This is a genomic window from Sphingomonas sp. CARO-RG-8B-R24-01 (assembly GCF_022662295.1).
Taxonomy (GTDB): domain Bacteria; phylum Pseudomonadota; class Alphaproteobacteria; order Sphingomonadales; family Sphingomonadaceae; genus Sphingomonas.
In genome coordinates this window covers 63,096-83,423 of sequence record NZ_JAKNQI010000008.1, presented here as the reverse complement: position 1 = coordinate 83,423, position 20,328 = coordinate 63,096, and the positions used below count along the sequence as shown (strand labels likewise).

Here is a 20,328-nt window from a genome sequence, read left to right as displayed (position 1 = left end):
ATGACACCCCGCGACCTCGCCCTGTTTCACGCCCACGGCGGACGGGTCGAGGCTGCGCGGGCCGCGTTCGGGGGCGCGGACTGGATAGACCTGTCGACCGGGATCGCGCCCTGGGCGTGGCCGGTGGCGGGGGTCGATCCGGGCTGGGAGCGGTTGCCCGAGCCGGGGGCGATCGCCGCACTCGAGGCAGCGGCGGCGGACGCGTTCGGGGTGGCCGATCCGGCACAGGTCGTCGCGGTGCCGGGGACCGACCTGGCGATGCGAGTGCTCGCGTCGTTGCTGGGGGCGAAGCGGGCGTGCGTGATGCGACCGGGCTATGCGGGGCATCTGGCGGCGTGGCCGGACGCGGTGGCGGTTTCGGCGGATGCGGTGGGTGTCCAGACCTTCGACCAAGACCGTTTTCCCGCGCAGGCGGGAATCCAGGGTAACGGGTGCTGCGCCCGCAACCCTGGATTCCCGCCTGCGCGGGAAAACAGCACTGCGGAAACGGGCCTTTTGCTCGACAGCGACCTGCTGGTGCTCGCCTCCCCCGCCAACCCCGACGGCCGCGTCACCGATCCTGCCCTGCTGCGCGATCTCTCGACAACGATGACCGTCGTCGTCGACGAAGCCTATGCCGACCCCGCCCCCGGCCTGTCCCCCCACGCGAGCGACCGGTTGATCGTGTTGCGCTCGTTCGGGAAATTCTACGGGCTCCCCGGCGTGCGGCTCGGCTTCGTCGTTGCCGGCCAGGATCTTGCAATACGCCTGCGCGCCCTGCTCGGCGACTGGCCGGTCTCGTCCGCCGCCGTCGCGATCGGCACGGCCGCCTATCGCGACCACGGCTGGCGCCAGGCGCAAGCCGCGCGGATCGCGGAGACCGGCACGCTGCTCGATGACGTGCTGCGCGGCGCCGGGCTCGACCTGATCGGGCATGCGCCATTGTTCCGGCTGATTGCCTGCAGTGCGGCAACTCGCCTGTTCGAGACGCTTGCACGCCATGCGATCCTGACCCGCCCTTTCGCCGATCAGCCCGACCGGCTCCGCATCGGCCTGCCGCGCGGTGCGGCTGGCCTCGTCCGTCTTGCCACCGCGCTCGAGGAGTTCTCCCGATGACGACCGAAACCCCGGAAGATTTTGCCCGCCACAACGCGCGCAGCAAACGCATCGCCGCCGCGCGCGAGCGGATGCAGGCGCGCCGCACGCTCGAGCGCGGGTTGCTGATCGTCCACACCGGCAACGGCAAGGGCAAGTCCTCGTCCGCGTTCGGCATGGCGATCCGCAGCATCGGCTGGGGGATGAAGGTCGCGATCCTGCAATATGTGAAGGGCAAGTGGGAGACGGGCGAGCGCAATTTCTTCGAGGCGCATCCCGATCTCGCGACGTTCGAGGTGATGGGCGAAGGCTTCACCTGGGACACGCAGGACCGCGCACTCGACATCGCCGCGGCGCGTGCGGCGTGGGAGCGGTCGAAGGCGATGATCCTCGATCCCGCGATCGACTTCGTGATCCTCGACGAACTCAACATCGTCCTGCGCAACGACACGCTGCCGATCGCCGAGATCGTCGCATTCCTCAAGGACCGCCCGCTCACCAAGCACATCTGCATCACGGGGCGCGGCGCGAAGCCCGAGCTGCTCGAGATCGCCGACCTCATCACCGATTTCACCGAGGTGAAGCACCCGTATAACGCCGGGTTCGCGGCGCAGAAGGGCGTGGAATTTTGATCCGGCTGGTCGCCCTGCCGCTGGCAGCGGCGGTGCTGGCGTCGGCCGCGCCGGTGCGCCCGCCGCGGATCGTGTCGATCAACCCGTGTATCGATGCCGTACTGGTGCGGGTCGCCGACCCCGCGCAGATCGCGGGGATCAGCCATTATTCGCAGGATCCACGCGCGACCTCGATCCCGCTCGCCGTCGCCAACCGCTTCCGCGCGACTTCCGGGACCGCCGAGGAAGTCGTCGCGCTGCGGCCCGACGTGGTGCTGACCGGGCCGCATACCGAACCCGCGACGGTCGCCGCGCTCAAGCGGCTGCATATCCGGCTCGTCCAGTTTGCGGTGCCGGAGTCGGTCGCCGAAAGCATCGTGCAGGTCCGCGACATTTCCGCCGAGACCGGGCATCCGGCGCGGGGCGCTGCGCTCGCGGCACGAATCGCGGCGGCGGCGGCGCCATCGCGCGCCGCCCCGCTGCCCGCGCTGATCTGGCAGTCCGGCGGGCTCGTGCCCGGCAGCGGGACGCTTCCCGACGAACTGCTGCGCCGCGCGGGGTTCCGCAACATGAGCGCGGCTTACGGCCTCAAGAAATGGGACGTGCTGCCGCTCGAATATCTCGTCGCGCGGCCGCCGCGCGTGCTGCTGTCGGTTGCCGCCGCCGAGGTGGGCGAAGACCGGCTCACCTCGCATCCCGCGATCCGGCGGCTCGCACGGCGGATCGTCGTAGCGGCCTATCCGGCGCGACTGATGAATTGTGGCGGGCCGACGATCATCGATGCGATGGCGCGCCTGAACCAGGTGCGCGGCGGGTTCGCCGCATGACCCGGCTCAATCTCGGCCTGCTGCTGGCGCTGGTCTGCGCGGCGGGCCTGTCGGTCGCGGCGGGCAAGGTGTGGGTGCCGCTCGACGCATGGACCGCCGCCGACCCGCGCTCGATCATCATCGTCGAGCTGCGCCTCCCGCGGACGCTGCTCGCGCTGCTCGTGGGCGGCGCGCTCGGGCTGTCGGGGGCGGTGATGCAGGGCTATCTACGCAATCCGCTCGCCGATCCCGGGCTGTTCGGCGTGTCGTCGGGGGCGGCGCTGGGAGCGGTGGTATCGCTCTATTTCGGTTTTGCCGCGCGGCTGTGGTTGCTGCCGGGGTTTGCGTTGATCGGTGCGGGCGCAACGATGGCCTTGCTCGCGGTGATCGCCGGGCGGTCGGGTAGCCTGATCCTGTTCACGCTGGCGGGGATGATCCTGACCAGCATCACGGGTTCGCTGACCGCGCTCGCGATCAGCCTTGCGCCGACGCCGTTCGTTTCATCGCAGATCGTGACCTGGCTGATGGGCGCGCTGACCGATCGCAGCTGGGACGACGTTACGGTCGCCCTGCCGTTGATCCTGGTCGGCAGCGCGCTGCTCGCCACGACGGCGCGGTCGCTCGATGCGCTGACGCTGGGAGAGCAGGCGGCGCGGTCGGTCGGGGTCGATCCCGGGCGGTTGCAGTTGGTGGTGATCGCCGGGACCGCCTTGTGCGTCGGCGCGGCGGTGGCGTCGGCGGGGATCATCGGGTTCGTCGGGCTGATCGTGCCGCACCTCGTCCGCCCGTTCGCGGGCAACCGGCCGTCGGCGATCCTGCTGCCCGCCGCGCTGAGTGGCGCGGTGCTGCTGACGGTGGCGGACAGCCTGGTCAGGCTCGCGCCCACGGTGAGCGAATTGCGGCTGGGGATCGCCATGTCGATGCTCGGCGGGCCGTTCTTCCTGTACCTGCTGATCCGCATGCGCCGGCGGCTCGCATGAGCCGCCTCGCGGCCGAGGGCATCGGGCTGTCGCTGGATGGCAAGCGCGTGCTCGACGATGTCCGTCTTGCGTTCCGGCGCGGGCGCGTGACCGCCTTGCTGGGCCCGAACGGCGCGGGGAAGAGCACGCTGCTCGCGTGCCTTGCCGCCCTGCGCACGCCCGACGACGGTGCGGCGACGCTCGACGGGACCGACGTGCAGCGGATCGACCGTCGCGTCCGCGCGCGCGCGATCGGGCTGTTGCCGCAGGCGGCGGACGTGCACTGGAATATCGACGTGGCCACGCTGGTCGGGCTCGGTCGCCTGCCGCATCGCGGACGCTGGGGCGAGACGGCGGCGGATCGGGCGGCGGTCGCGCGCGCGCTTGCCGCGACCGACATGACCGGCTTTGCCAGAAGCGGCATCGAGCATCTGTCCGGCGGCGAACGCGGCCGCGCGTTGCTGGCGCGCGTTCTGGCGGGCGAGCCCGACTGGCTGCTCGCCGACGAACCGCTCGCCAGCCTCGATCCTGGGCACCAGCTGGACGTGCTCGCGCGGTTGCGGCTGATTGCGGCCCACGGAAGCGGGGTCGTGCTCGTGCTGCACGACCTCCATCTCGCCGCCCGCATCGCCGACGATGCGGTGTTGCTGCGCGACGGAAAGGTGGTTGCCGCCGGCCCGGCCGCCGACGTGCTGACCGCACCGTTGATCGCCGCGGCGTACGGCGTGGATGTCGAGATCGGGCTGACCCCGGCGGGATATCGCTTCATCCTGCCGATCGCGCGATGAGCCATGCCGTCCTGCTCCTCCTCATGCTGATCGCGGAGGCGGCGCTGGGCTATCCGCGCGGCTGGCCGCATCCGGTGGTGGCGGTGGGCGCGCTCATCGCCGCGCTCGAACAACGATGGAACAGGGGCGACGCCCGCCGCCAGCGCATCGCGGGGGTCGCGCTGCTCGCGGTGCTGGTCCTCGCATCGGCGGCCGTCGGCAGCGCGATCGAGCGGATCGCCGGGGACGGCTGGGCGCTGGTGATCGTCGTCGCGGCGGGCACCACCGGTCTGGCGCAGCGCAGCCTGGACGAGCATGTCGTCGCGGTCTTGCGGCCGCTTTCCGTCGGCGACCTGCCCGCCGCGCGGACCGCCGTTGGCAGGATCGTCGGGCGCGATACCGCCACGCTCGACGATGCCGGGATCGCCACCGCCGCGATCGAAAGCCTTGCCGAGAGCTTCTGCGACGGCGTCGTCGCGCCCGCTTTCTGGTTCCTGCTCGGCGGCCTGCCCGGCCTGTTCGCGGCCAAGGCAATCAACACCGCCGATTCGATGATCGGCCACCGCACGCCGCGGTATCGCTGGTTCGGCTGGGCGGCGGCGCGTGCCGATGATGGCGTGAACTGGATTCCCGCGCGCCTGTCCGGCGGGTTGATCTGTCTCGCCGGACGCGGCGGGTGGCGCACGATGGTGCGCGACGCGCGACACCATGCCTCCCCCAACGGTGGCTGGCCCGAGGCGGCGATGGCCGGCGCGCTCGGATGCCGCTTGGGCGGGCCGGTCCGCTATGACGGGGAGCCGGCCCCGCGCGCGACGCTCGGTGAGGGGCCGCGGCCCGATGCCCGCGACCTGCTGCGCGCAGTGCGGGTCTATCGGATGGCGTGCGGATCGTTATGGCTGGTCGTCGGGGGGATCGCATGGCTGCGATAATGCTGCAGGGAACGGGATCGGATGTCGGCAAGTCGGTCCTGGTGGCGGGACTGTGTCGCCTGCTCTCCGATCGCGGGCTCCGCGTGCGCCCGTTCAAGCCGCAGAACATGTCGAACAACGCCGCGGTCACCGCCGATGGCGGCGAGATCGGACGGGCGCAGGCGTTGCAGGCGATCGCTGCCCGGGTCGCTGCCAGCGTCGACATGAACCCCGTGCTGCTCAAACCGCAGAGCGACCGCACCGCGCAGCTCGTCGTCGGCGGCAAGGCACGCGGGACGATGGGCGCGGGCGATTACTGGCGCCGGAAGCCGATGCTGCTGCCCGACGTGCTTGCCGCCTATCATCGCCTCCGGGCCGAGGCGGACATCGTGGTGGTCGAGGGCGCTGGCTCGCCCGCCGAGATCAACCTGCGCGCGAGCGACATTGCCAACATGGGCTTCGCGCGCGCCGCCGGCGTGCCGGTCGTGTTGGTCGGCGACATCGATCGCGGCGGTGTGATCGCGGCGCTGGTCGGCACGCAGGCGGTGATCGACCCCCAGGATGCCGCGATGATCCGCGGGTTCCTGATCAACAAGTTTCGCGGCGACGAGGCGTTGTTCGGCGACGGGTTGGCCGCGATCACCACGCGGACCGGGTGGCGCAGCATCGGGGTGGTGCCGTGGCTGGCGGATGCGGCCCGCCTGCCCGCCGAGGATGCGGTCGCGCTCGGGCGCGACCCGGGTGATGGCGACGGTCCGCTGATCGCGGTGCCGATGCTGTCGCGGATCGCCAATTTCGACGATTTCGACGCGCTGGCGCACGAACCGGGCGTCCGGCTGCAGCTGGTTCCCCCGGGCCAGCCCTTGCCCGGCGATGCGGCACTCGTCATCCTGCCGGGGACCAAGGCGACCATCGCGGATCTGGCGTTCCTGCGGGCGCAGGGCTGGGACGGAGACCTGGCGGCGCACGTCCGCCGGGGCGGGCGCGTGCTCGGCATTTGCGGCGGCTACCAGATGCTCGGCCGCACGATCGCGGATCCGGACGGGATCGAAGGACCGGCGGGCGCGGTCGAAGGGCTCGGCATGCTGCCGGTGACGACCGTGATCCGCGGCGACAAGTCGACGCGACCGATCGCGGGGCGGTTCCTTGCGGGTGACGTCCCCTTTGCGGGCTATGAAATCCATGTTGGCGTGACGACCATCGATCCGGGAGCGCCCGCGATGCTGCGGTTCGGCGACGGAACGCACGATGGCGCAACCGCCCGCGACGGGCAGATCGCCGGATGCTACGTCCACGGCCTGTTCGACCGCGCGGACGCCCGCGCGCATCTCATCGCCAGCCTCGGCGCGACCTCGGACGGACTGGACCGACGGGAGGCGATCGACACCGCGCTCGATGCAATCGCCGCCACGCTGGAACGCGTGCTCGACGTGGACGCATTGCTCGCCATCGCAAAGGAAGCGGAATGATCGACGAACAGGCACTATGGGCGCATCTCGACGCGCTCGCCAAGCCGCGCCGCAGCCTCGGGCGGCTGGAACAGCTCGCGGTTACGCTGGCGCTGACGCAGGCCCGGCGCGATCCGCGGACACGACCGCGGCGGGTCGTGCTGTTCGCCGGCGACCATGGCTGCGTCGCCGATGGCGTGTCGGCATGGCCCTCGGCCGTGACCGGCATGATGGTCGGCACGATCCTGTCGGGCACCGCCACCAGCAACGCGCTGGCGGCGACCCACGAGTGTCCGCTGCGGCTGGTCGACGTCGGCGTGGCGGGGCCGCGCGCGATCGATCCCCCCGCTTTCTTCCGGGATGCCCGCATCGGCGACGGAAGCGCCAGCCTGGCGCACGGTCCGGCGCTGACCCGCGACCAGTTCGAGGCGGCATGGCACGTCGGCGTGGAGGAGGCCGACCGGGCCGTCGCGGAGGGCGCGGCGGTGCTGATCGCCGGAGAGATGGGGATCGGCAACACCACCCCCGCCGCGTGCCTGACCGCCCTGCTGACGGGGATCGATCCCGATGCGGCCGTCGGTCGCGGCGCGGGTGCGGACGATGCGATCCTCGCGACCAAGACGCAGGTCGTGACGCGCGCCGTGACGCGCGCGGCCGTGCTGCTGGACGCCGACGCGGTGACCGCGATAGCCTCGGTCTGCGGCTATGAGATCGCGGCGATGGCGGGTTTCTACGCGCGAGGGGGCGCGCTCGGTTGCACGCTCCTGCTCGACGGCTATGTCGCCACCGCCGCCGCCCTGGTGGCCGAACGGCTCCGGCCGGGGACGCGGCGGCGCATGATCGCGGGGCATCGGTCGGCCGAGCCGGGGCATGCCGCCGCACTGGACTCGCTCGGCCTCGAGCCGGTGCTGGCGTGGGACATGCGCCTGGGCGAGGCGAGCGGCGCGCTCGTGGCGTTGCCGCTGCTCGACGCGGCTGCCGCGCTGCTGACCGACGTCGCGCGGCTCGATGCGATCGGCGCGGATCGGGCGGACTGAGATGGCGCGCGCGCCGTCCTGGTCACCGCCGTTGCTCGCGCTGCAGTTTCTGACGCGGGTGCCGGTGCCGATGCTCGCGCGGCTGTCGGCGGAACAGGCCGCCGATGGCCTTGCGCGCGCGATGGCGTGGCTGCCGCCGGTGGGGTCGCTGGTCGGGCTGGCGACGGCGGGCGTGTTCGCGGGCGCCGGCACGGTGTGGCCGCCGGTCGTCGCAGCGGTGCTGGCGTTGATGGTCGAGGGCGTGCTGACCGGCGCGTTCCATGAGGATGCCTTCGCCGATTTCTGCGATGCGTTCGGCGGCACCGCCCACGGCGAGACCGCGCTGCGGATCATGAAGGACAGCCGGATCGGCAGCTACGGCACACTCGGGCTCGGGCTGGCGGTCGCGCTGCGGCTTGCGGCGATCGTCGTGCTCCCGGCGGGACTCGCGGTCGCGGCGATCGTCGCCGCCGCAACGATGGGACGGCTGTGCGCGGTGGTGCTCGCGGGGATCGTCGCGCCGGTGCGGGGGGACGGGATGGCGGTGCGCGCGGGGAAGGTGCCGCTCGGGCGGGTGCTGCTCGCGGTTGCCCTGGCGGTGCCGGGTTCCGTGCCGCTGCTGCTGCTGCGCCCGGTGGCGATGCTGGCGTGCCTGCTGGTCGGGGCGGTGTTCCTGCTCTGGCTGGCCGGGTTCCTGCGGCGGCGGATCGGCGGAAGTACCGGCGACTGCCTCGGTTTCGCGGCCTATGTCGGGCAGCTCGTCGTGTTGCTCGCGGCGGCGGCGTGAGCGGGACGGTGCTGCTCGTGCGGCATCCGCCGGTCGCGCTCGCTTGGCGCAAGCGCTGCTATGGCCGGTCGGACATGGGGTGGAGCCGCGCGGGTCTGGCGATGGCACGGCACCTGGCGGAGGATCTTGCGGCACGGCCGATCGATGCGATCGTCCATTCGGGCGCGCGGCGGACGGCGCGGCTGGCGGCGATGATCACGCGGCGGAGCGGGGTTCCGGTGCAGGCCGATGCCGGCTGGCTGGAGCGCGATTTCGGCACGTGGGAAGGGCGGACGTGGCAGGCGATCTGGCGCGAGACCGGCGATCTGATGGACCGGATGATGACCGATCCGGCGGGGTTCGGTCCGGGTGGGGGGGAGACGGGGCGGGATCTCTCGTATCGGGCCCGTGCCGCGTGGGGGCGATTGCCGATGGCGGGGACGACGCTGGTGATCGCGCACGGGGGCCCGATCGCGGCGGTACAGGCGTGGCGGGCGGGTGCGCCGCTGGAGGCGATGGTGCGGTTCATTCCGGCGTGTGGGGAGGTAGTGGAAGTTTTGCGGACTTAGCCCCTCCCCTGAAGGGGAGGGGCTTCCAGGCGGGTGCGCCGCTGAAGGCAAGGGTGCGCTTGATTTCTGCGTGCGGGGATGTGGTGAAGGTTTGGCGGACGGAGGCACTTAGCCCCTCCCCTTCAGGGGAGGGGTTGGGGTGGGGAAGTGCCTCGCAGAGAGGTTGGCGTACTGGACTGCCCCACCCCCAACCCCTCCCCTGAAGGGGAGGGGCTTTCAGGCGGGTGCGCCGCTGAAGGCAAGGGTGCGCTTGATTTCTGCGTGCGGGGAAGTGGTGGAGGTTTTGCGGACGGAGGCACTTAGCCCCTCCCCTTCAGGGGAGGGGTTGGGGTCGGGAAGTGCCTCGCAAAGAGGTTGGCGTACTGGACTGCCCCACCCCCAACTCCTCCCCTGAAGGAGAGGGGCTTAAGATGATCAGCCTTCTCGTGAAGCACTCCCTCCACGCACGACCGTCCCGCCCTTCATCACGAACGACGGATGCTCGAGCGTCCGGATGTCCGCCAGCGGATCGCCGTCGACCGCGACCAGATCGCCGTACCGCCCGACCGCAATCGCGCCGACGTCCCCGGTGCGATCCAGCGCCTGCGCCGCGCTGCTCGTGGCGGCCTGGATCGCCTCCATCGGAGTCATCCCCCATTCGACCATCTTCGCGAACTGGAGCGCGTTGTTGCCGTTGGGATAGACGCCCGCATCGGTCCCGAACAGCATCTTGACCCCCGCTGCATGCGCCGCGCGAAAGGTCTGGCGCTGTTTCAGGCCGATCGCGCGCTCCTTGTCGAGGCTCTCCTGGAACACCCCGTTCTTGGCGCCTTCACCGAGGATATAGTCGTCGTCATAGATATCCATGTCGAACCACGCGCCATGTTCCTTGGCGAGCTTGAACGAGGTCGCGTCGGCAAGGCTCGCATGCTCGACCGTATCGACCCCGGCGCGCAGCGCGTCGTTGATCCCCGCGGTCCCGTGCGCATGGACCGCGACGCGCATCCCGAGCATGTGCGCCTCGTCGACGATCGCCTTGATCTCGTCATAGCTCAACTGCTGCGCGCCGACCGAGTCGGTCTTGGACAGCACGCCGCCGGTCATGCACACCTTGACCACCTGCGCGCCATATTTGCGGATGGTGCGGACCGCCGCGCGGAACCCCTCGGGCGAATTGGCGATCTGCGGGGCGGGCACCGTGATCGACGGCGGGAATTCGGTCGCGTCGCAATGCCCGCCGGTCACGCCGAGCGCATAGGTCGCGGGAACGATCCGCGGGCCTGGGATCTCGCCCCGCTCGATCCCCTGCTTGATCCCGACGTCGGCATAGCCGCTCGAGCCGACGTTGCGCACCGTCGTGAAGCCGGCATTCAACGTCTTGCGCGCATTGGCGACGCCAAGCACGGTCCAGTAGCTGTCAGTGAATTCGAGCCCGCGATAGCCGCTGAGCGTCGGGTCGCTGGTCAGGTGGACGTGCATGTCGATCAGCCCGGGGAGCACCGTCCGATTGCCGAGGTCGATCCGCTCGGCACCCGCCGGAACCGCGTCGCCGCGCTTGCCGACCGTCGCGATCCGCCCGTCGACGATCACGATCTGCGCATCGTCGACGCGCTTGCCCCCGAGCACGTCGATCATGTGCGCGGCGGTGACGACCACGGTCCTGGCGGATGCAGGCACGGCACCCGCCATCAGGGCCGCGGCCGCGATGGGCAGGCAGGAGCGGAAACGCATGCAGGATACTCTCACGAAGAAATTGAAACCAAAGCCTTAAATCAGAATTTCGCGCCCGCGCGAAGGCCGATCGTGCGCGGCGTGTTGGTCACAATATACGGCCGCTGCCCGCAACTGCCGCATTCCTGGAACCGCGACAGCTGCGCGCGCTCGTCGAATGCGTTCTGCGCGAACAGCTCGAACGTGTAGCGCGAGAATTCCGCACCGATCGCGAAATTGGCGGTCGTATAGGGCGCGAGCCGGCCCTGCAGTTCGGCCGGATTGACGATCGCACCCGTGCCCGCCTGCACGATCGCGGTGCGGATGTCGGACGAGGCCGAGCTCTGATGCGTCACCAGCGCCTGGACATAGGCCTTCGCCGCCCCGACCGGCTTGGTGTAGCGCGCATTCCCGCTGATCTTGAACCGCGGCGTCACCGGCAGGCGCGTGCCCGCGGGCGCGCTGATGAAGTTGCCCGCCCCGCTGCAGCTGAAGGTCGGGTCAGCGGCCGAGCACAGGTTCCGTCGCGTCTTGGCATCGGTATAGGATCCCGCCGCGGTCAGCGCGAAGCCCCCGCGCGACAGCGTGACGTCCGATTCCACCCCCCGGATCCGCGCATCCGGACCGTTCTGGATTTCGGTAAAGCTGTTCTGCCCGAGGAAGGCGAACTGGAACGCCTTCCAGTCCTGCTGATAGAGCGCGCCGTTGAAGCGCAGCAACCCGTGGAGCAGCGTCGTTTTCCAGCCGACCTCGTAGTTGATCAGCGTGTCCGCGGCATAGGGTGCGACGGTCGCGCGGCGGTTGATCCCGCCCGGGCGGAAGCCCTTGGAGACGGTGCCGTACAGCATCACCTTGTCGATCGGCTTCCACGTCGCGTTGAAGCGATAGGTCGCGCCCTGTCCGTCGATCTTGCGCGGCGAGAGCGCGCCGCTCGCATATTGCGCGAGGTTGGTACACGGGCTGTCGGCGACGGTCGCGGGAAGCAGCGTCCCGGTCGGATTGTCGCGCAGCACCTGCCCGGTGGTGGTGTAGCAACCGGCGACTCCCGTCTTCGAACTGCCCGCCGCATTATACGGCGGGCCGTTGAAATCACGCCCGAACCCGAAGAAGCCGATCAGCGAATTGTCGAAGATATAGGCGCGCCCGCCCGCGGTCAGCGTCAGGCGTGGGAGCAGGTCGAAACTCGCTTCGCCGAACACTGCATAATCCTTATCGACGCGGTGCTGCTGCGTGAGCCAGAGCGTGCCCGGATGCCCGTTGACCGACAACGTGTCGGCAAGCCCGGGAACCTGGTAATCCTGGTGGATCGCGTTGCTCTGCCGCTGGTAGAAGGCGCCCGCGACGACACGGAAGCGTTCGTCCTGCGGCGAGGCGATACGCAGTTCCTGGCTGGTCTTCTTGAAATGGTCGGTCGCGACGATGTGCTGGCGCGAATCGATCTGCTGCCCCGCGTTGTTCTGGAAGTAGAAATAGCCCGCGATCCCGCCGACCGAGGAATAGAGCGAGTCATACGCCTCGGCATAATCGGTATAGTCGGAGGACTGGGTGTCGCGCCGGTCGAAATAGGCGCCGGCATAGGTCACGTCCCAATTGCCGACCTTGCCCTGGATCGTCAGCGCCGCCTGGACATAGCGATCGCGGCGATATTCGGGGAAGAAGTGCTGGACCTGCAGGTCGCCGACCTTGGGATCGTAGCCGAAGCTGCCGTGGTTGCGCTGTTCCTGGTACAGCACGGTCGGGGTGACGGTCCAATTGTCGTCGAGGTCGATCTTGAGCGCGGCACGGCCGCCCCAGATATCCGAATCGTTATAGTTCTTTTTGACATAGGCCGCGTTGTTCGCGGTAATGCCACCGATGAAGCTGCGCGTGCCGGCGACGTTGTCGATATAGCCCGCATCATGCTGATAGAAGCCGACCACGCGCAGCGCGGCCTGCGTCGACAGCGGGATGTTGAGCATCCCCTCCAGCCGACCGCCCTGCCCGCCGGACTTGACCGTGTTCGCCTCGGCATCGACGCGGCCGTAGAAGCTCGTCACGTCGGGCTTGTTGGTGATGATGCGGATCGTCCCCGCCTCGGACGAGGCACCGTAAAGCGTGCCCTGCGGCCCCGCGAGGCTCTCGATCCGTGCGACGTCGTAGATGTGGATGTCGGGGGTTCCGCCGATCGTCGTCACCGGCTGTTCGTCGAGATAGACGCCGACCGAGGGGAGCGAGCCCGAATGGTTGCCGTCGCCGCCGCTCGCGACACCGCGCATGTAGATCGTCGTCACGCCCGGCTGCGAGCTCTGGAACGCGACCGAGGGGAGCAGCTGCGAATAATCGGCGAAGCTGGTGACGTTGAGCTGGTCGAGCTTGCGCGTACCGAGCGCCTGGATGCTGATCGGCACGTTCTGGATATTCTCGTCGCGCTTCTGAGCGGTGACGATGATGTCGCCTTGCTCCTCGGGCGCCGGAGCAGCCGCTGGGACGGAGGGCGTCGCGGTCTGCGCAAAGGCCGGCGCGCCGATCGCCGCGCACGACACCATCAATGCCGCAATGCTTGCCCGACGCGTTGAACGATACATAAAGACCCCCCAGTCCGAAACTATGTTGCGAAGCTGCACGCCCCGACACGAAGGGTCAATATGACACTTCCGCGATACGACGTTCGCATGTGCAGCGTGACAGTTTTGCCACGTGGGCGGTCAGGAGGCGGGCGTTGCCGCCGGATAATGGTCGAGCACGGCCCCCAGGGCTGACCGGAGCCCGCCGAGATGCCGCTCGAACGGCTGCCATGCGCGCGTTCCCTCCTGGAAGATCGGCTGGCGGACCTGTTCCGAACTTGCGGTCCGGACCGAGCGGCGCGTTTCGTAGAAGGCGAGGCAGGCCGGATCGAAGGTCAGGGCGCACGCATCCAGCAGGCTGCGGACTTCCGCCTCGGTGTCCGACACCATGCGCTCGTACAGGACGCGGTGGATCCGGCCCGGCGCGATACGATCGACATGCGCCATCAACCGCACGTAATCGCGGTAATAGCGCCCCATGTCGTCGAGCGCGTAGCTGAACGCCTGGCCGCGCGCGAAATGCTGCTTGAAGTTGGAGAAGCAGCAGCCGAGCGGATGACGGCGCGCATCGATGATCTTCGCATTGGGCAGCATCAGCAGGATCAGCTGGACGTGTGCCCAGTTGTTGGGGAGCTTGTCGATGAAGAACGGGCGGGCGGTCCGCCGCTGCACCGCGGCGCGTTCCAGATAGTCCTCGCCCATCCGCCGCAGCGTCGCCGCGTCGAGCGCCGCGATCCCCGCCGGATAATCCGTCACGCGCCGCGCGAGGGCCGGAATGTCGGGCAGCTCGGACGTGCCTTCGACCAGCGGATGGCTCGACAGGATCTGCTCGACGAGCGTCGACCCGGCGCGCGGCATACCCAGGATGAAGATCGGATCGGGCGCCGGACAGCCCTGGCCGGCGCGCGCCGCGAGGAACGGCGCGTCGACCGTCGCGATGCTGCGATCGACGAAGGCGCTGGTTTCATCCGCGGCGTAGACCAGCGTCTTCCGCCGCAACGCGTTGCCCGCCGCATAATGGCCGAAGGCGGCATCCGCAGCGCCACGATCTTCCAGCGCCTTGCCCAGCGCGAAATCGAGATGGAAATGGTCCTCGTCGCTGAGGCCGTCGTGCGCGAGCGCGGCTTCCATCGCGGCGATGTCCGTATCGGTGAAGACCAGCGTCTTGAGATTGGCAAGGCTCCACCAGGCTTCGCCCAGCGTCGGCGTGATCGCCACGGCGCGACGATAAGCGGCGATCCCGTCCGCCTGGCGTCCGACGGTCTTGAGCATGTGGCCATAGCTCATCCAGACGCGCGGCTGGTTCGGCGCGGTCTTGAGCACGGTTTCATAAAGCATGATCGCATCGTCGAACCCGCCGACCCGGCCGAGGGCGGCCGCCTTCAGGTTCGCATGGCCGGCATGATCGGGTTCTTCCTCGAGCAACGTGTCGAGCTCGGCGATCGCCTCCATCGGGCGATTGAGCCGATACAGCACGATCGCCAGGTTCGCGCGCGCGGCGTGAAAGGCGGGGGACACTTCCAGCGCGCGCCGGAGCAGCGTCTCGGCGTCCTTGTACCGCCCGATCCGTCCAGCGAGCTCGGCCAGCATCCGCATCGCGGGGGCATCGAACGGATCTTCCTTGAGATGCGCGCGCAGCAGGGGCTCGGCGTCCGACAGGCGGTTGTCGTGCAGCGCGAGCGCCGCTTCCATCAGCCGGGGGTGCCAGCGCGGCGGGGAGACGGCGGAGACGGTCGTGGGCATCGCCGCGCTACAGACCATGATGCGGCGGCGTGATCAAGCGGCGGCTGGAGGTTTGGCGCGCAATGCCGATAGCCGGCCGATCACCGCCCGCGCGGCGCGAAGGCGTTGCCATCCGCCGCGCCCTCGCCGATGATGCGGCATGCCAAGCCCGACCCAGACCGACGACGCGCTCGTAGCGCGGATCGCCGCCGACCCCCGCTACGCCGCGCTGGTGCGCGACCGGCAGCGCTTCTCGTGGATCCTCACCGCGATCACCGTGGTCGTCTACAGCAGCTTCATCTCGCTGATCGCGTTCGACAAGCCGCTGATGGCGCAGCCGGTCGGCGACGGGACGATCAGCCTCGCGGTGGTACTCGGCGCGGCGATGCTGGTCGGCACCGTCGCGATCTGCGCGGTCTATGTGTGGCGTGCCAACGGCTCCTATGACGCGCGCGTCGCCGACCTGCTCGCGGATGCCCGCGCGTGACGCCGGGCCTGTGGCGTAGCGCCGGACTGCTGGTCCTGCTCGGCTGGGCGACCGGCGCGAACGCCGCGATCGGCGGCGCGATCGCGCGCCAGCCGACCAACTGGACCGCGATCCTGATGTTCGCCGGCTTCGTCGGGATCACTTTGTGGATCACCGGCGCGGCAGCGCGGCGGACGCGGACCGTGTCGGATTTCTACACCGGCGGCGGGATCACCGGCTTCCAGAACGGCCTCGCGATGGCGGGCGACTATTGCTCGGCTGCGTCGTTCCTCGGCATCACCTCGCAGATCTTCAACGATGGCTATGACGGGCTGATCTACGCGATCGGCTTCCTCGTCGGCTGGCCGATCGTATTGTTCCTGGTCGCGGAAAAGCTCCGAAACCTCGGGCGCTTCACCTTCGCCGACGTCGCATCGTACCGCTTTATGCAGGGGCCGGTGCGGAGTTTCTCGGCGGTGAGCACGCTGCTCGTCGTGTCCTTCTACCTGATCGCGCAGATGGTCGGCGCGGGGCAGTTGATCCAGCTGCTGTTCGGCCTGCCCTATCTGTGGGCGATCATCGTCGTCGGCGGGTTGATGATGGTCTACGTCCTGTTCGGCGGGATGCGCGCGACGTCGTGGGTACAGATCATCAAGGCGGTGATGCTGCTGTGCGGCGCGACCTGCCTTGTGCTCGGCGTGATGGCGCATGTGGGCTTCTCGTTCGAGGCGCTGTTCGCGCGAGCCGTCGCGGTCAAGACGAAGCTCGCGCTCGACAGCGGGCTGTCGCCTGCCGATGCCGCCGCCAAGGGCCGCGCGATCATGGGGCCGGGCGGGTTCATCAAGGATCCGATCTCGGCGCTGTCGTTCGGCTTTGCGCTGATGCTCGGCACCGCCGGGCTGCCGCACATCCTGATGCGCTTCTTCACCGTCCCCGACGCACGCGAGGCGCGCAAGTCGATCCTGTGGGCGACGGTGTGGATCGGCTATTTCTACGCGCTGACCTTCGTACTCGGTTTCGGCGCGATCGTGATGATCTCGTTCAATCCCGATTATGTCGACGCAGCGGGCGCGCTTCGCGGCGGCAACAACATGGCGGTGATGCATCTGGCGCACGCCATCGGCGGCAACCTGTTCCTCGGCTTCATCTCGGCGGTCGCCTTCGCGACGATCCTCGCGGTGGTCGCGGGACTGACGTTGTCGGCGGCGTCGGCGATCTCGCATGACGTCTATGCGAGCGTAATCCGGAAAGGCGCTGCCGATCCGGTCAAGGAACTGCGCGTGTCGCGGATCACGACGATCCTGCTCGGGATCGCCGCGATCATCCTCGGCGTGGTGTTCCAGAAGCAGAATGTCGCCTTCATGGTCAGCCTCGCCTTCGCGCTCGCCGCCTCGGGCAATTTCCCGGTGCTGGTGATGTCGCTGCTGTGGAAAGGCTGCACCACCAGGGGGGCGGCATGGGGCGGCGCGATCGGCCTGCTCAGCGCGTTCGTGCTGACCGTGCTGTCGCCGGTGATCTGGGTCGCGGTGTTCCACTTCGAGGCCGCGATCTTCCCGTACAGCTCGCCCGCCTTGTTCTCGGTTCCCGCCGGGTTCCTCGCGATCTGGCTGATCTCGACGCTCGACCGATCGCCGCGTTCGGCGATCGACCGGGCGGCCTATCCCGAGCAGCGGTTGCGCTCGGAGACGGGGATCGGCGTCCACACCGCGGCGGATCACTGATCCGCCACGATCACCGGTCCGGCTTGCGCTGATCGCGTCGCCCGCTAGGCTTGGCCGATCTACCGTCCGGAGGACCCCGCCATGCGCCTGATTTTCGCCGTCCTCCTCGCCGCCACCGGCCTGACCGCCACCGCACGAGCCGCCCTGCCCGCACCGAACAAGGCGGCCGATCAGGCGCTGGACCTCGCCAAACAGGCGATCGCGCTACGCTCGGTAAGCGGCCCGGGCAACCAGACGCCGCAGGTCGCCGCGCTCTACAAGACCGCGCTGGTGGCGGGCGGGTTTGCCGCCGCGGACGTCGAGATCGTGCCGGTTGCCGACACCGCCTATCTGATCGCGACCTGGCCGGGATCCGACCCCAGGCTGAAGCCGCTGGTCATCTCGGGCCATATGGACGTGGTCGAGGCGAAGCCCGCCGACTGGCAGCGCGACCCGTTCACGCCGGTGGTCGAGAACGGCTATCTCTACGGGCGCGGGGCAACCGACATGAAGCTCGACGGGACGATCGCGATCGCCGCGCTGACCGATCTGCGGCGCGGCGGCTACAAACCCCGGCGGACGATCGTCCTCGAATTTTCCGGCGACGAGGAAACCACGATGAAGACTTCGGCGCTGATCGCCGAGCGGCTCAAGAATGCCGAGCTGGTGCTCAACATCGATGGCGGCGGCGGCGTGCTCGACGAGGCGACCGGCAAGCCCAAATACTGGACCTGGAACGGCGCCGAGAAGACCTATGCCGACTTCGAGCTGACCGTCACCAACCCCGGCGGCCATTCGTCGATGCCGCGGCCGGTCAATGCGATCGTCGAGCTGTCCCAAGCGCTGGCCAGGGTCGGTGGCTATCATTTCAAGCCCGAACCGAGCGCCCTGACGCGCGAGGCGCTGGGCAAGGCGGCACCGTTCGAGGAACCCGCGATCGGCGCGGCGCTGAAAGCGTTCGTCGCCGACCCGACTGACCCGGCGGCGATCGCGACGCTCACCGCCAACCCCGCGACCGTCGGCAAGATCGGCACGACCTGCGTGCCCACGCTGGTGAGCGGCGGCCACGCGCTCAACGCGCTGCCGCAGCGCGCGACCGCGAACATCAATTGCCGGATCTTCCCCGGCCACAAGCCCGCCGACATCATGGCCGAACTGGCACGCGCGATCGGCGATCCCGCCGTCACGCTGCGCGATGTCAGCGAGGGCTCGGTCGCGAACGACGCCTCGCCGATGCGCCCCGATTTCATCAGCGCGATCAACCGCGCGATGGGGCAGGTCTATCCCGGTGTGCCGGTGTTTCCCGCCATGGCCTCGGGCGCGAGCGACAGCATGTGGTTCCGCTATCACCATGTCGCAAGCTATGGCGCCAGCCCGACCTTCATCAAGCCGTCGGAGGATTTCAGCCACGGCCTGAACGAACGCACGCCGGTCGCGACGATCGCCCCCGGCGTCCGCTATTACCGGCTGCTGTTTGCCGACCTGTCGAAATAACCCGCCAGCTGCCGCACCGCGATCGCGCACGCTTCGGCGGGCGTGAAGCTGCCGGGAGACAGGCAAAGCTCGAGCCACAACCCGTCGACGAGCGCGGTGATCGCGATCGCGGCGAGCCGACGCTCGGCCGCGGCCATGCCGCACGCCGCGAGCAGCGCGACCAGCGTGTCGCGATAGCCCTGATAGATCGCATCGTGCTGCATCCGGATCGCGGGCTTGGACGACAGGCTCCAGAACGCGATCCAGGTCGCGAATAACGCGCGGTCGGCGATCGGCGCGGCGAAGCTTGCGGTCACATAGGCTTCGACGCGTTTGCGCGGGTTCGCGCCGGCCGCCGCGACCGCCTCGGCCAGCGCGGCGCGCACCTGCTGTCCGGTCGCGGCATAGGTTTCGGCGACCAGTGCGTCGATGCCCGCGAAATAATGCCCGACCAGCCCGGGGGAGACCCCCGCCTCCAGCGCAATCGCGCGGACCGACGCGCCCGTCGCGCCATCGCGCGCGAGAACACGCGCGGTCGCGGCGACCAGCGACTGGCGGCGCGCGTCCGGTTCGGCGCGGAGGAACGCGGGCTTGCTCATCGCGCGGGCTTATTATACGATCGTCCAACAAGCAATTGGAGCCCGCCATGGCGCGCCGTTTCGCCGACATCGCAGCGCCCGATCCGGATGCCGACTGGAGCCTGCCCGGCTGGCTCTATACCGATCCCGAATATCATGCCGTGGAACTGGCGCGCGTCCTACGGCCGTCCTGGCAGATCGTCTGCCACCAGAACGACGTCGCCGACCCGGGCGATTTCCACACGATCGACTATCTCGGCGAGAGCGTCATCGTCGTGCGCGGCGATGACCGACGGATCCGCGCGTTCGCCAACGTCTGCCGCCACCGGGCGATGCGGCTGGTCGAGGGGCCACGGGGGTGCGCGCGGAAGTTCGTCTGTCCCTATCATGCCTGGACCTATGAGACCGACGGTCGCCTGTCGGGCGTGCCGATGCGGCGGGATTACCCCGCGCTCCAGCTCGAGGAGCATGGCCTCGCCCCGGTCGAGATCGAGCTGTGGCACGGCTTCGTGTTCGTTCGGCTGGAGGGCGACGGGCCGTCGGTGGCGGCGATGATGGCGCCCTATGACGCGCAGATCGCGCCGTATCGCATCGAGCAGATGCACGCGCTCGCCCCGGTCCGGCTGCGCGCGCGCGCGGTCAACTGGAAGAATGTCGGGGACAATTATTCGGACAATCTCCACATCCCGGTCGCGCATGACGGGCTGACCCGCCTGTTTGGCAAGAGCTATGCGATCGAGGCGCATCCCTATGTCGACAAGATGTCGGGACAGATCGTCGACCGCCCGTCCGACAATCCGTGGGAGCGCTTCTATCAGACGCACTTGCCGCCGGTCGACCATCTGCCCGCGGCGAACCAGCGGCTGTGGCTCTATTTCAAGCTGTGGCCGAACATGGCGTTCGACCTGTACGCGGACCAGATCGATTTCATGCAGTGGCTGCCGCTCAGTCCCACCACCAGCGTGCTGCGCGAGATGACGTTCGCCCTGCCCGACGATCGTCGCGCGATGACGCTGGTGCGCTATGCCAACTGGCGGATCAACCGCGTCGTCAACGCCGAGGACACGTGGCTGATCGAACGCGTCCAGCAGGGGATGGCCTCGCACAGCTACACCGCCGGGCCGATCGGCCGGAGCGAGGTGTGCCTGCGCAGCTTCGCGCGCAAGATCCGCGAGCGCATCCCGGAAGCGCGCCTGCACCGCCCCCCCGCGCCCGGCTGGTCGCGCAGATGAC

18 protein-coding genes are annotated in these 20,328 nt (G+C 69.2%); 14 read left to right on the top strand and 4 right to left on the bottom strand.

What is annotated here, in order from left to right; translation table 11 throughout:
* From L8G49_RS15720 to L8G49_RS15675, 10 genes are read left to right on the top strand one after another with little or no spacing between them, the layout of a single operon-like run.
* Positions 1-1,095, top strand: coding sequence for an aminotransferase class I/II-fold pyridoxal phosphate-dependent enzyme (locus tag L8G49_RS15720; protein WP_242186708.1), 1,095 nt, complete (start codon positions 1-3; stop codon positions 1,093-1,095).
* On the top strand, positions 1,092-1,706 hold the full coding sequence (gene cobO / locus L8G49_RS15715; protein WP_242186707.1) for a cob(I)yrinic acid a,c-diamide adenosyltransferase: 615 nt from the start codon (positions 1,092-1,094) through the stop codon (positions 1,704-1,706). The genes L8G49_RS15720 and cobO overlap by 4 nt, the downstream gene beginning before the upstream one ends.
* Positions 1,703-2,512 (top strand): ABC transporter substrate-binding protein, encoded by an 810-nt coding sequence (locus L8G49_RS15710; protein ID WP_242186706.1) that lies wholly within the window; start codon positions 1,703-1,705, stop codon positions 2,510-2,512. The genes cobO and L8G49_RS15710 overlap by 4 nt, the downstream gene beginning before the upstream one ends.
* A complete protein-coding gene (locus L8G49_RS15705) occupies positions 2,509-3,471 on the top strand; it encodes an iron ABC transporter permease (RefSeq protein WP_242186705.1) in 963 nt (320 codons plus the stop codon). Before L8G49_RS15710 ends, L8G49_RS15705 begins: the two co-directional genes overlap by 4 nt.
* Positions 3,468-4,238 carry an ABC transporter ATP-binding protein gene (locus L8G49_RS15700; RefSeq protein ID WP_242186704.1) on the top strand — a complete coding sequence of 257 codons (771 nt, stop codon included), beginning with the start codon at positions 3,468-3,470 and terminating at the stop codon, positions 4,236-4,238. Before L8G49_RS15705 ends, L8G49_RS15700 begins: the two co-directional genes overlap by 4 nt.
* Positions 4,235-5,146, top strand: coding sequence for an adenosylcobinamide-phosphate synthase CbiB (gene cbiB / locus L8G49_RS15695; protein ID WP_242186703.1), 912 nt, complete (start codon positions 4,235-4,237; stop codon positions 5,144-5,146). The genes L8G49_RS15700 and cbiB overlap by 4 nt, the downstream gene beginning before the upstream one ends.
* Positions 5,134-6,594 (top strand): cobyric acid synthase, encoded by a 1,461-nt coding sequence (locus tag L8G49_RS15690; protein WP_242186702.1) that lies wholly within the window; start codon positions 5,134-5,136, stop codon positions 6,592-6,594. The genes cbiB and L8G49_RS15690 overlap by 13 nt, the downstream gene beginning before the upstream one ends.
* Positions 6,591-7,610 (top strand): nicotinate-nucleotide--dimethylbenzimidazole phosphoribosyltransferase, encoded by a 1,020-nt coding sequence (gene cobT, locus L8G49_RS15685; protein WP_242186701.1) that lies wholly within the window; start codon positions 6,591-6,593, stop codon positions 7,608-7,610. Before L8G49_RS15690 ends, cobT begins: the two co-directional genes overlap by 4 nt.
* 1 nt (position 7,611) lies before the next feature.
* Positions 7,612-8,376, top strand: a complete 765-nt coding sequence (locus L8G49_RS15680; protein ID WP_242186700.1) for an adenosylcobinamide-GDP ribazoletransferase — start codon at positions 7,612-7,614, stop codon at positions 8,374-8,376.
* Positions 8,373-8,924 (top strand): histidine phosphatase family protein, encoded by a 552-nt coding sequence (locus L8G49_RS15675; protein WP_242186699.1) that lies wholly within the window; start codon positions 8,373-8,375, stop codon positions 8,922-8,924. The genes L8G49_RS15680 and L8G49_RS15675 overlap by 4 nt, the downstream gene beginning before the upstream one ends.
* Before the next feature lie 414 nt (positions 8,925-9,338).
* On the opposite strand, the gene L8G49_RS15670 is transcribed toward L8G49_RS15675, so the two are convergent.
* From L8G49_RS15670 to L8G49_RS15660, 3 genes are all read right to left on the bottom strand, one after another.
* Entirely contained in the window at positions 9,339-10,634 is a 1,296-nt protein-coding gene (locus tag L8G49_RS15670; RefSeq protein WP_242186698.1) for an amidohydrolase family protein, read from the bottom strand.
* 41 nt (positions 10,635-10,675) lie between these two features.
* Positions 10,676-13,177, bottom strand: coding sequence for a TonB-dependent receptor (locus L8G49_RS15665; RefSeq protein ID WP_242186697.1), 2,502 nt, complete (start codon positions 13,175-13,177; stop codon positions 10,676-10,678).
* A 120-nt stretch (positions 13,178-13,297) separates the two neighbouring features.
* Positions 13,298-14,848, bottom strand: coding sequence for a sulfotransferase (locus L8G49_RS15660; protein WP_242186824.1), 1,551 nt, complete (start codon positions 14,846-14,848; stop codon positions 13,298-13,300).
* A 190-nt stretch (positions 14,849-15,038) separates the two neighbouring features.
* Between L8G49_RS15660 and L8G49_RS15655 the strand changes: the two genes are divergently transcribed.
* The 3 genes from L8G49_RS15655 (at position 15,039) to L8G49_RS15645 (ending at position 18,538) form a co-directional block, all read left to right on the top strand.
* On the top strand, positions 15,039-15,365 hold the full coding sequence (locus tag L8G49_RS15655) for a DUF485 domain-containing protein (protein ID WP_242186696.1): 327 nt from the start codon (positions 15,039-15,041) through the stop codon (positions 15,363-15,365).
* A 26-nt stretch (positions 15,366-15,391) separates the two neighbouring features.
* On the top strand, positions 15,392-17,065 hold the full coding sequence (locus L8G49_RS15650) for a cation acetate symporter (RefSeq protein ID WP_347272079.1): 1,674 nt from the start codon (positions 15,392-15,394) through the stop codon (positions 17,063-17,065).
* Positions 17,066-17,146: 81 nt separating this feature from the next.
* Positions 17,147-18,538 carry a M20/M25/M40 family metallo-hydrolase gene (locus tag L8G49_RS15645; RefSeq protein ID WP_242186694.1) on the top strand — a complete coding sequence of 464 codons (1,392 nt, stop codon included), beginning with the start codon at positions 17,147-17,149 and terminating at the stop codon, positions 18,536-18,538.
* Here L8G49_RS15645 and L8G49_RS15640 read toward each other — a convergent pair.
* Positions 18,505-19,116, bottom strand: coding sequence for a TetR family transcriptional regulator C-terminal domain-containing protein (locus L8G49_RS15640; protein WP_242138304.1), 612 nt, complete (start codon positions 19,114-19,116; stop codon positions 18,505-18,507). The genes L8G49_RS15645 and L8G49_RS15640 overlap by 34 nt on opposite strands.
* Before the next feature lie 47 nt (positions 19,117-19,163).
* Here L8G49_RS15640 and L8G49_RS15635 point away from each other — a divergent pair, with 47 nt between their 5' ends.
* Positions 19,164-20,327 (top strand): aromatic ring-hydroxylating dioxygenase subunit alpha, encoded by a 1,164-nt coding sequence (locus L8G49_RS15635; RefSeq protein WP_242186693.1) that lies wholly within the window; start codon positions 19,164-19,166, stop codon positions 20,325-20,327.
* Position 20,328: the final 1 nt, after the last annotated feature.

Coding starts and splice junctions, on each gene's coding strand:
- L8G49_RS15655 (WP_242186696.1), top strand. CDS start 15,039: ATGCCAAGCCCGACCCAGACCGACGACGCGCTCGTAGCGCGGATCGCC.
- L8G49_RS15670 (WP_242186698.1), bottom strand. CDS start 10,634: ATGCGTTTCCGCTCCTGCCTGCCCATCGCGGCCGCGGCCCTGATGGCG.
- L8G49_RS15665 (WP_242186697.1), bottom strand. CDS start 13,177: ATGTATCGTTCAACGCGTCGGGCAAGCATTGCGGCATTGATGGTGTCG.
- cobO (WP_242186707.1), top strand. CDS start 1,092: ATGACGACCGAAACCCCGGAAGATTTTGCCCGCCACAACGCGCGCAGC.
- cbiB (WP_242186703.1), top strand. CDS start 4,235: ATGAGCCATGCCGTCCTGCTCCTCCTCATGCTGATCGCGGAGGCGGCG.
- L8G49_RS15660 (WP_242186824.1), bottom strand. CDS start 14,848: ATGGAAGCGGCGCTCGCGCTGCACGACAACCGCCTGTCGGACGCCGAG.
- cobT (WP_242186701.1), top strand. CDS start 6,591: ATGATCGACGAACAGGCACTATGGGCGCATCTCGACGCGCTCGCCAAG.
- L8G49_RS15680 (WP_242186700.1), top strand. CDS start 7,612: ATGGCGCGCGCGCCGTCCTGGTCACCGCCGTTGCTCGCGCTGCAGTTT.
- L8G49_RS15720 (WP_242186708.1), top strand. CDS start 1: ATGACACCCCGCGACCTCGCCCTGTTTCACGCCCACGGCGGACGGGTC.
- L8G49_RS15690 (WP_242186702.1), top strand. CDS start 5,134: ATGGCTGCGATAATGCTGCAGGGAACGGGATCGGATGTCGGCAAGTCG.
- L8G49_RS15635 (WP_242186693.1), top strand. CDS start 19,164: ATGGCGCGCCGTTTCGCCGACATCGCAGCGCCCGATCCGGATGCCGAC.
- L8G49_RS15640 (WP_242138304.1), bottom strand. CDS start 19,116: ATGAGCAAGCCCGCGTTCCTCCGCGCCGAACCGGACGCGCGCCGCCAG.
- L8G49_RS15645 (WP_242186694.1), top strand. CDS start 17,147: ATGCGCCTGATTTTCGCCGTCCTCCTCGCCGCCACCGGCCTGACCGCC.
- L8G49_RS15705 (WP_242186705.1), top strand. CDS start 2,509: ATGACCCGGCTCAATCTCGGCCTGCTGCTGGCGCTGGTCTGCGCGGCG.
- L8G49_RS15700 (WP_242186704.1), top strand. CDS start 3,468: ATGAGCCGCCTCGCGGCCGAGGGCATCGGGCTGTCGCTGGATGGCAAG.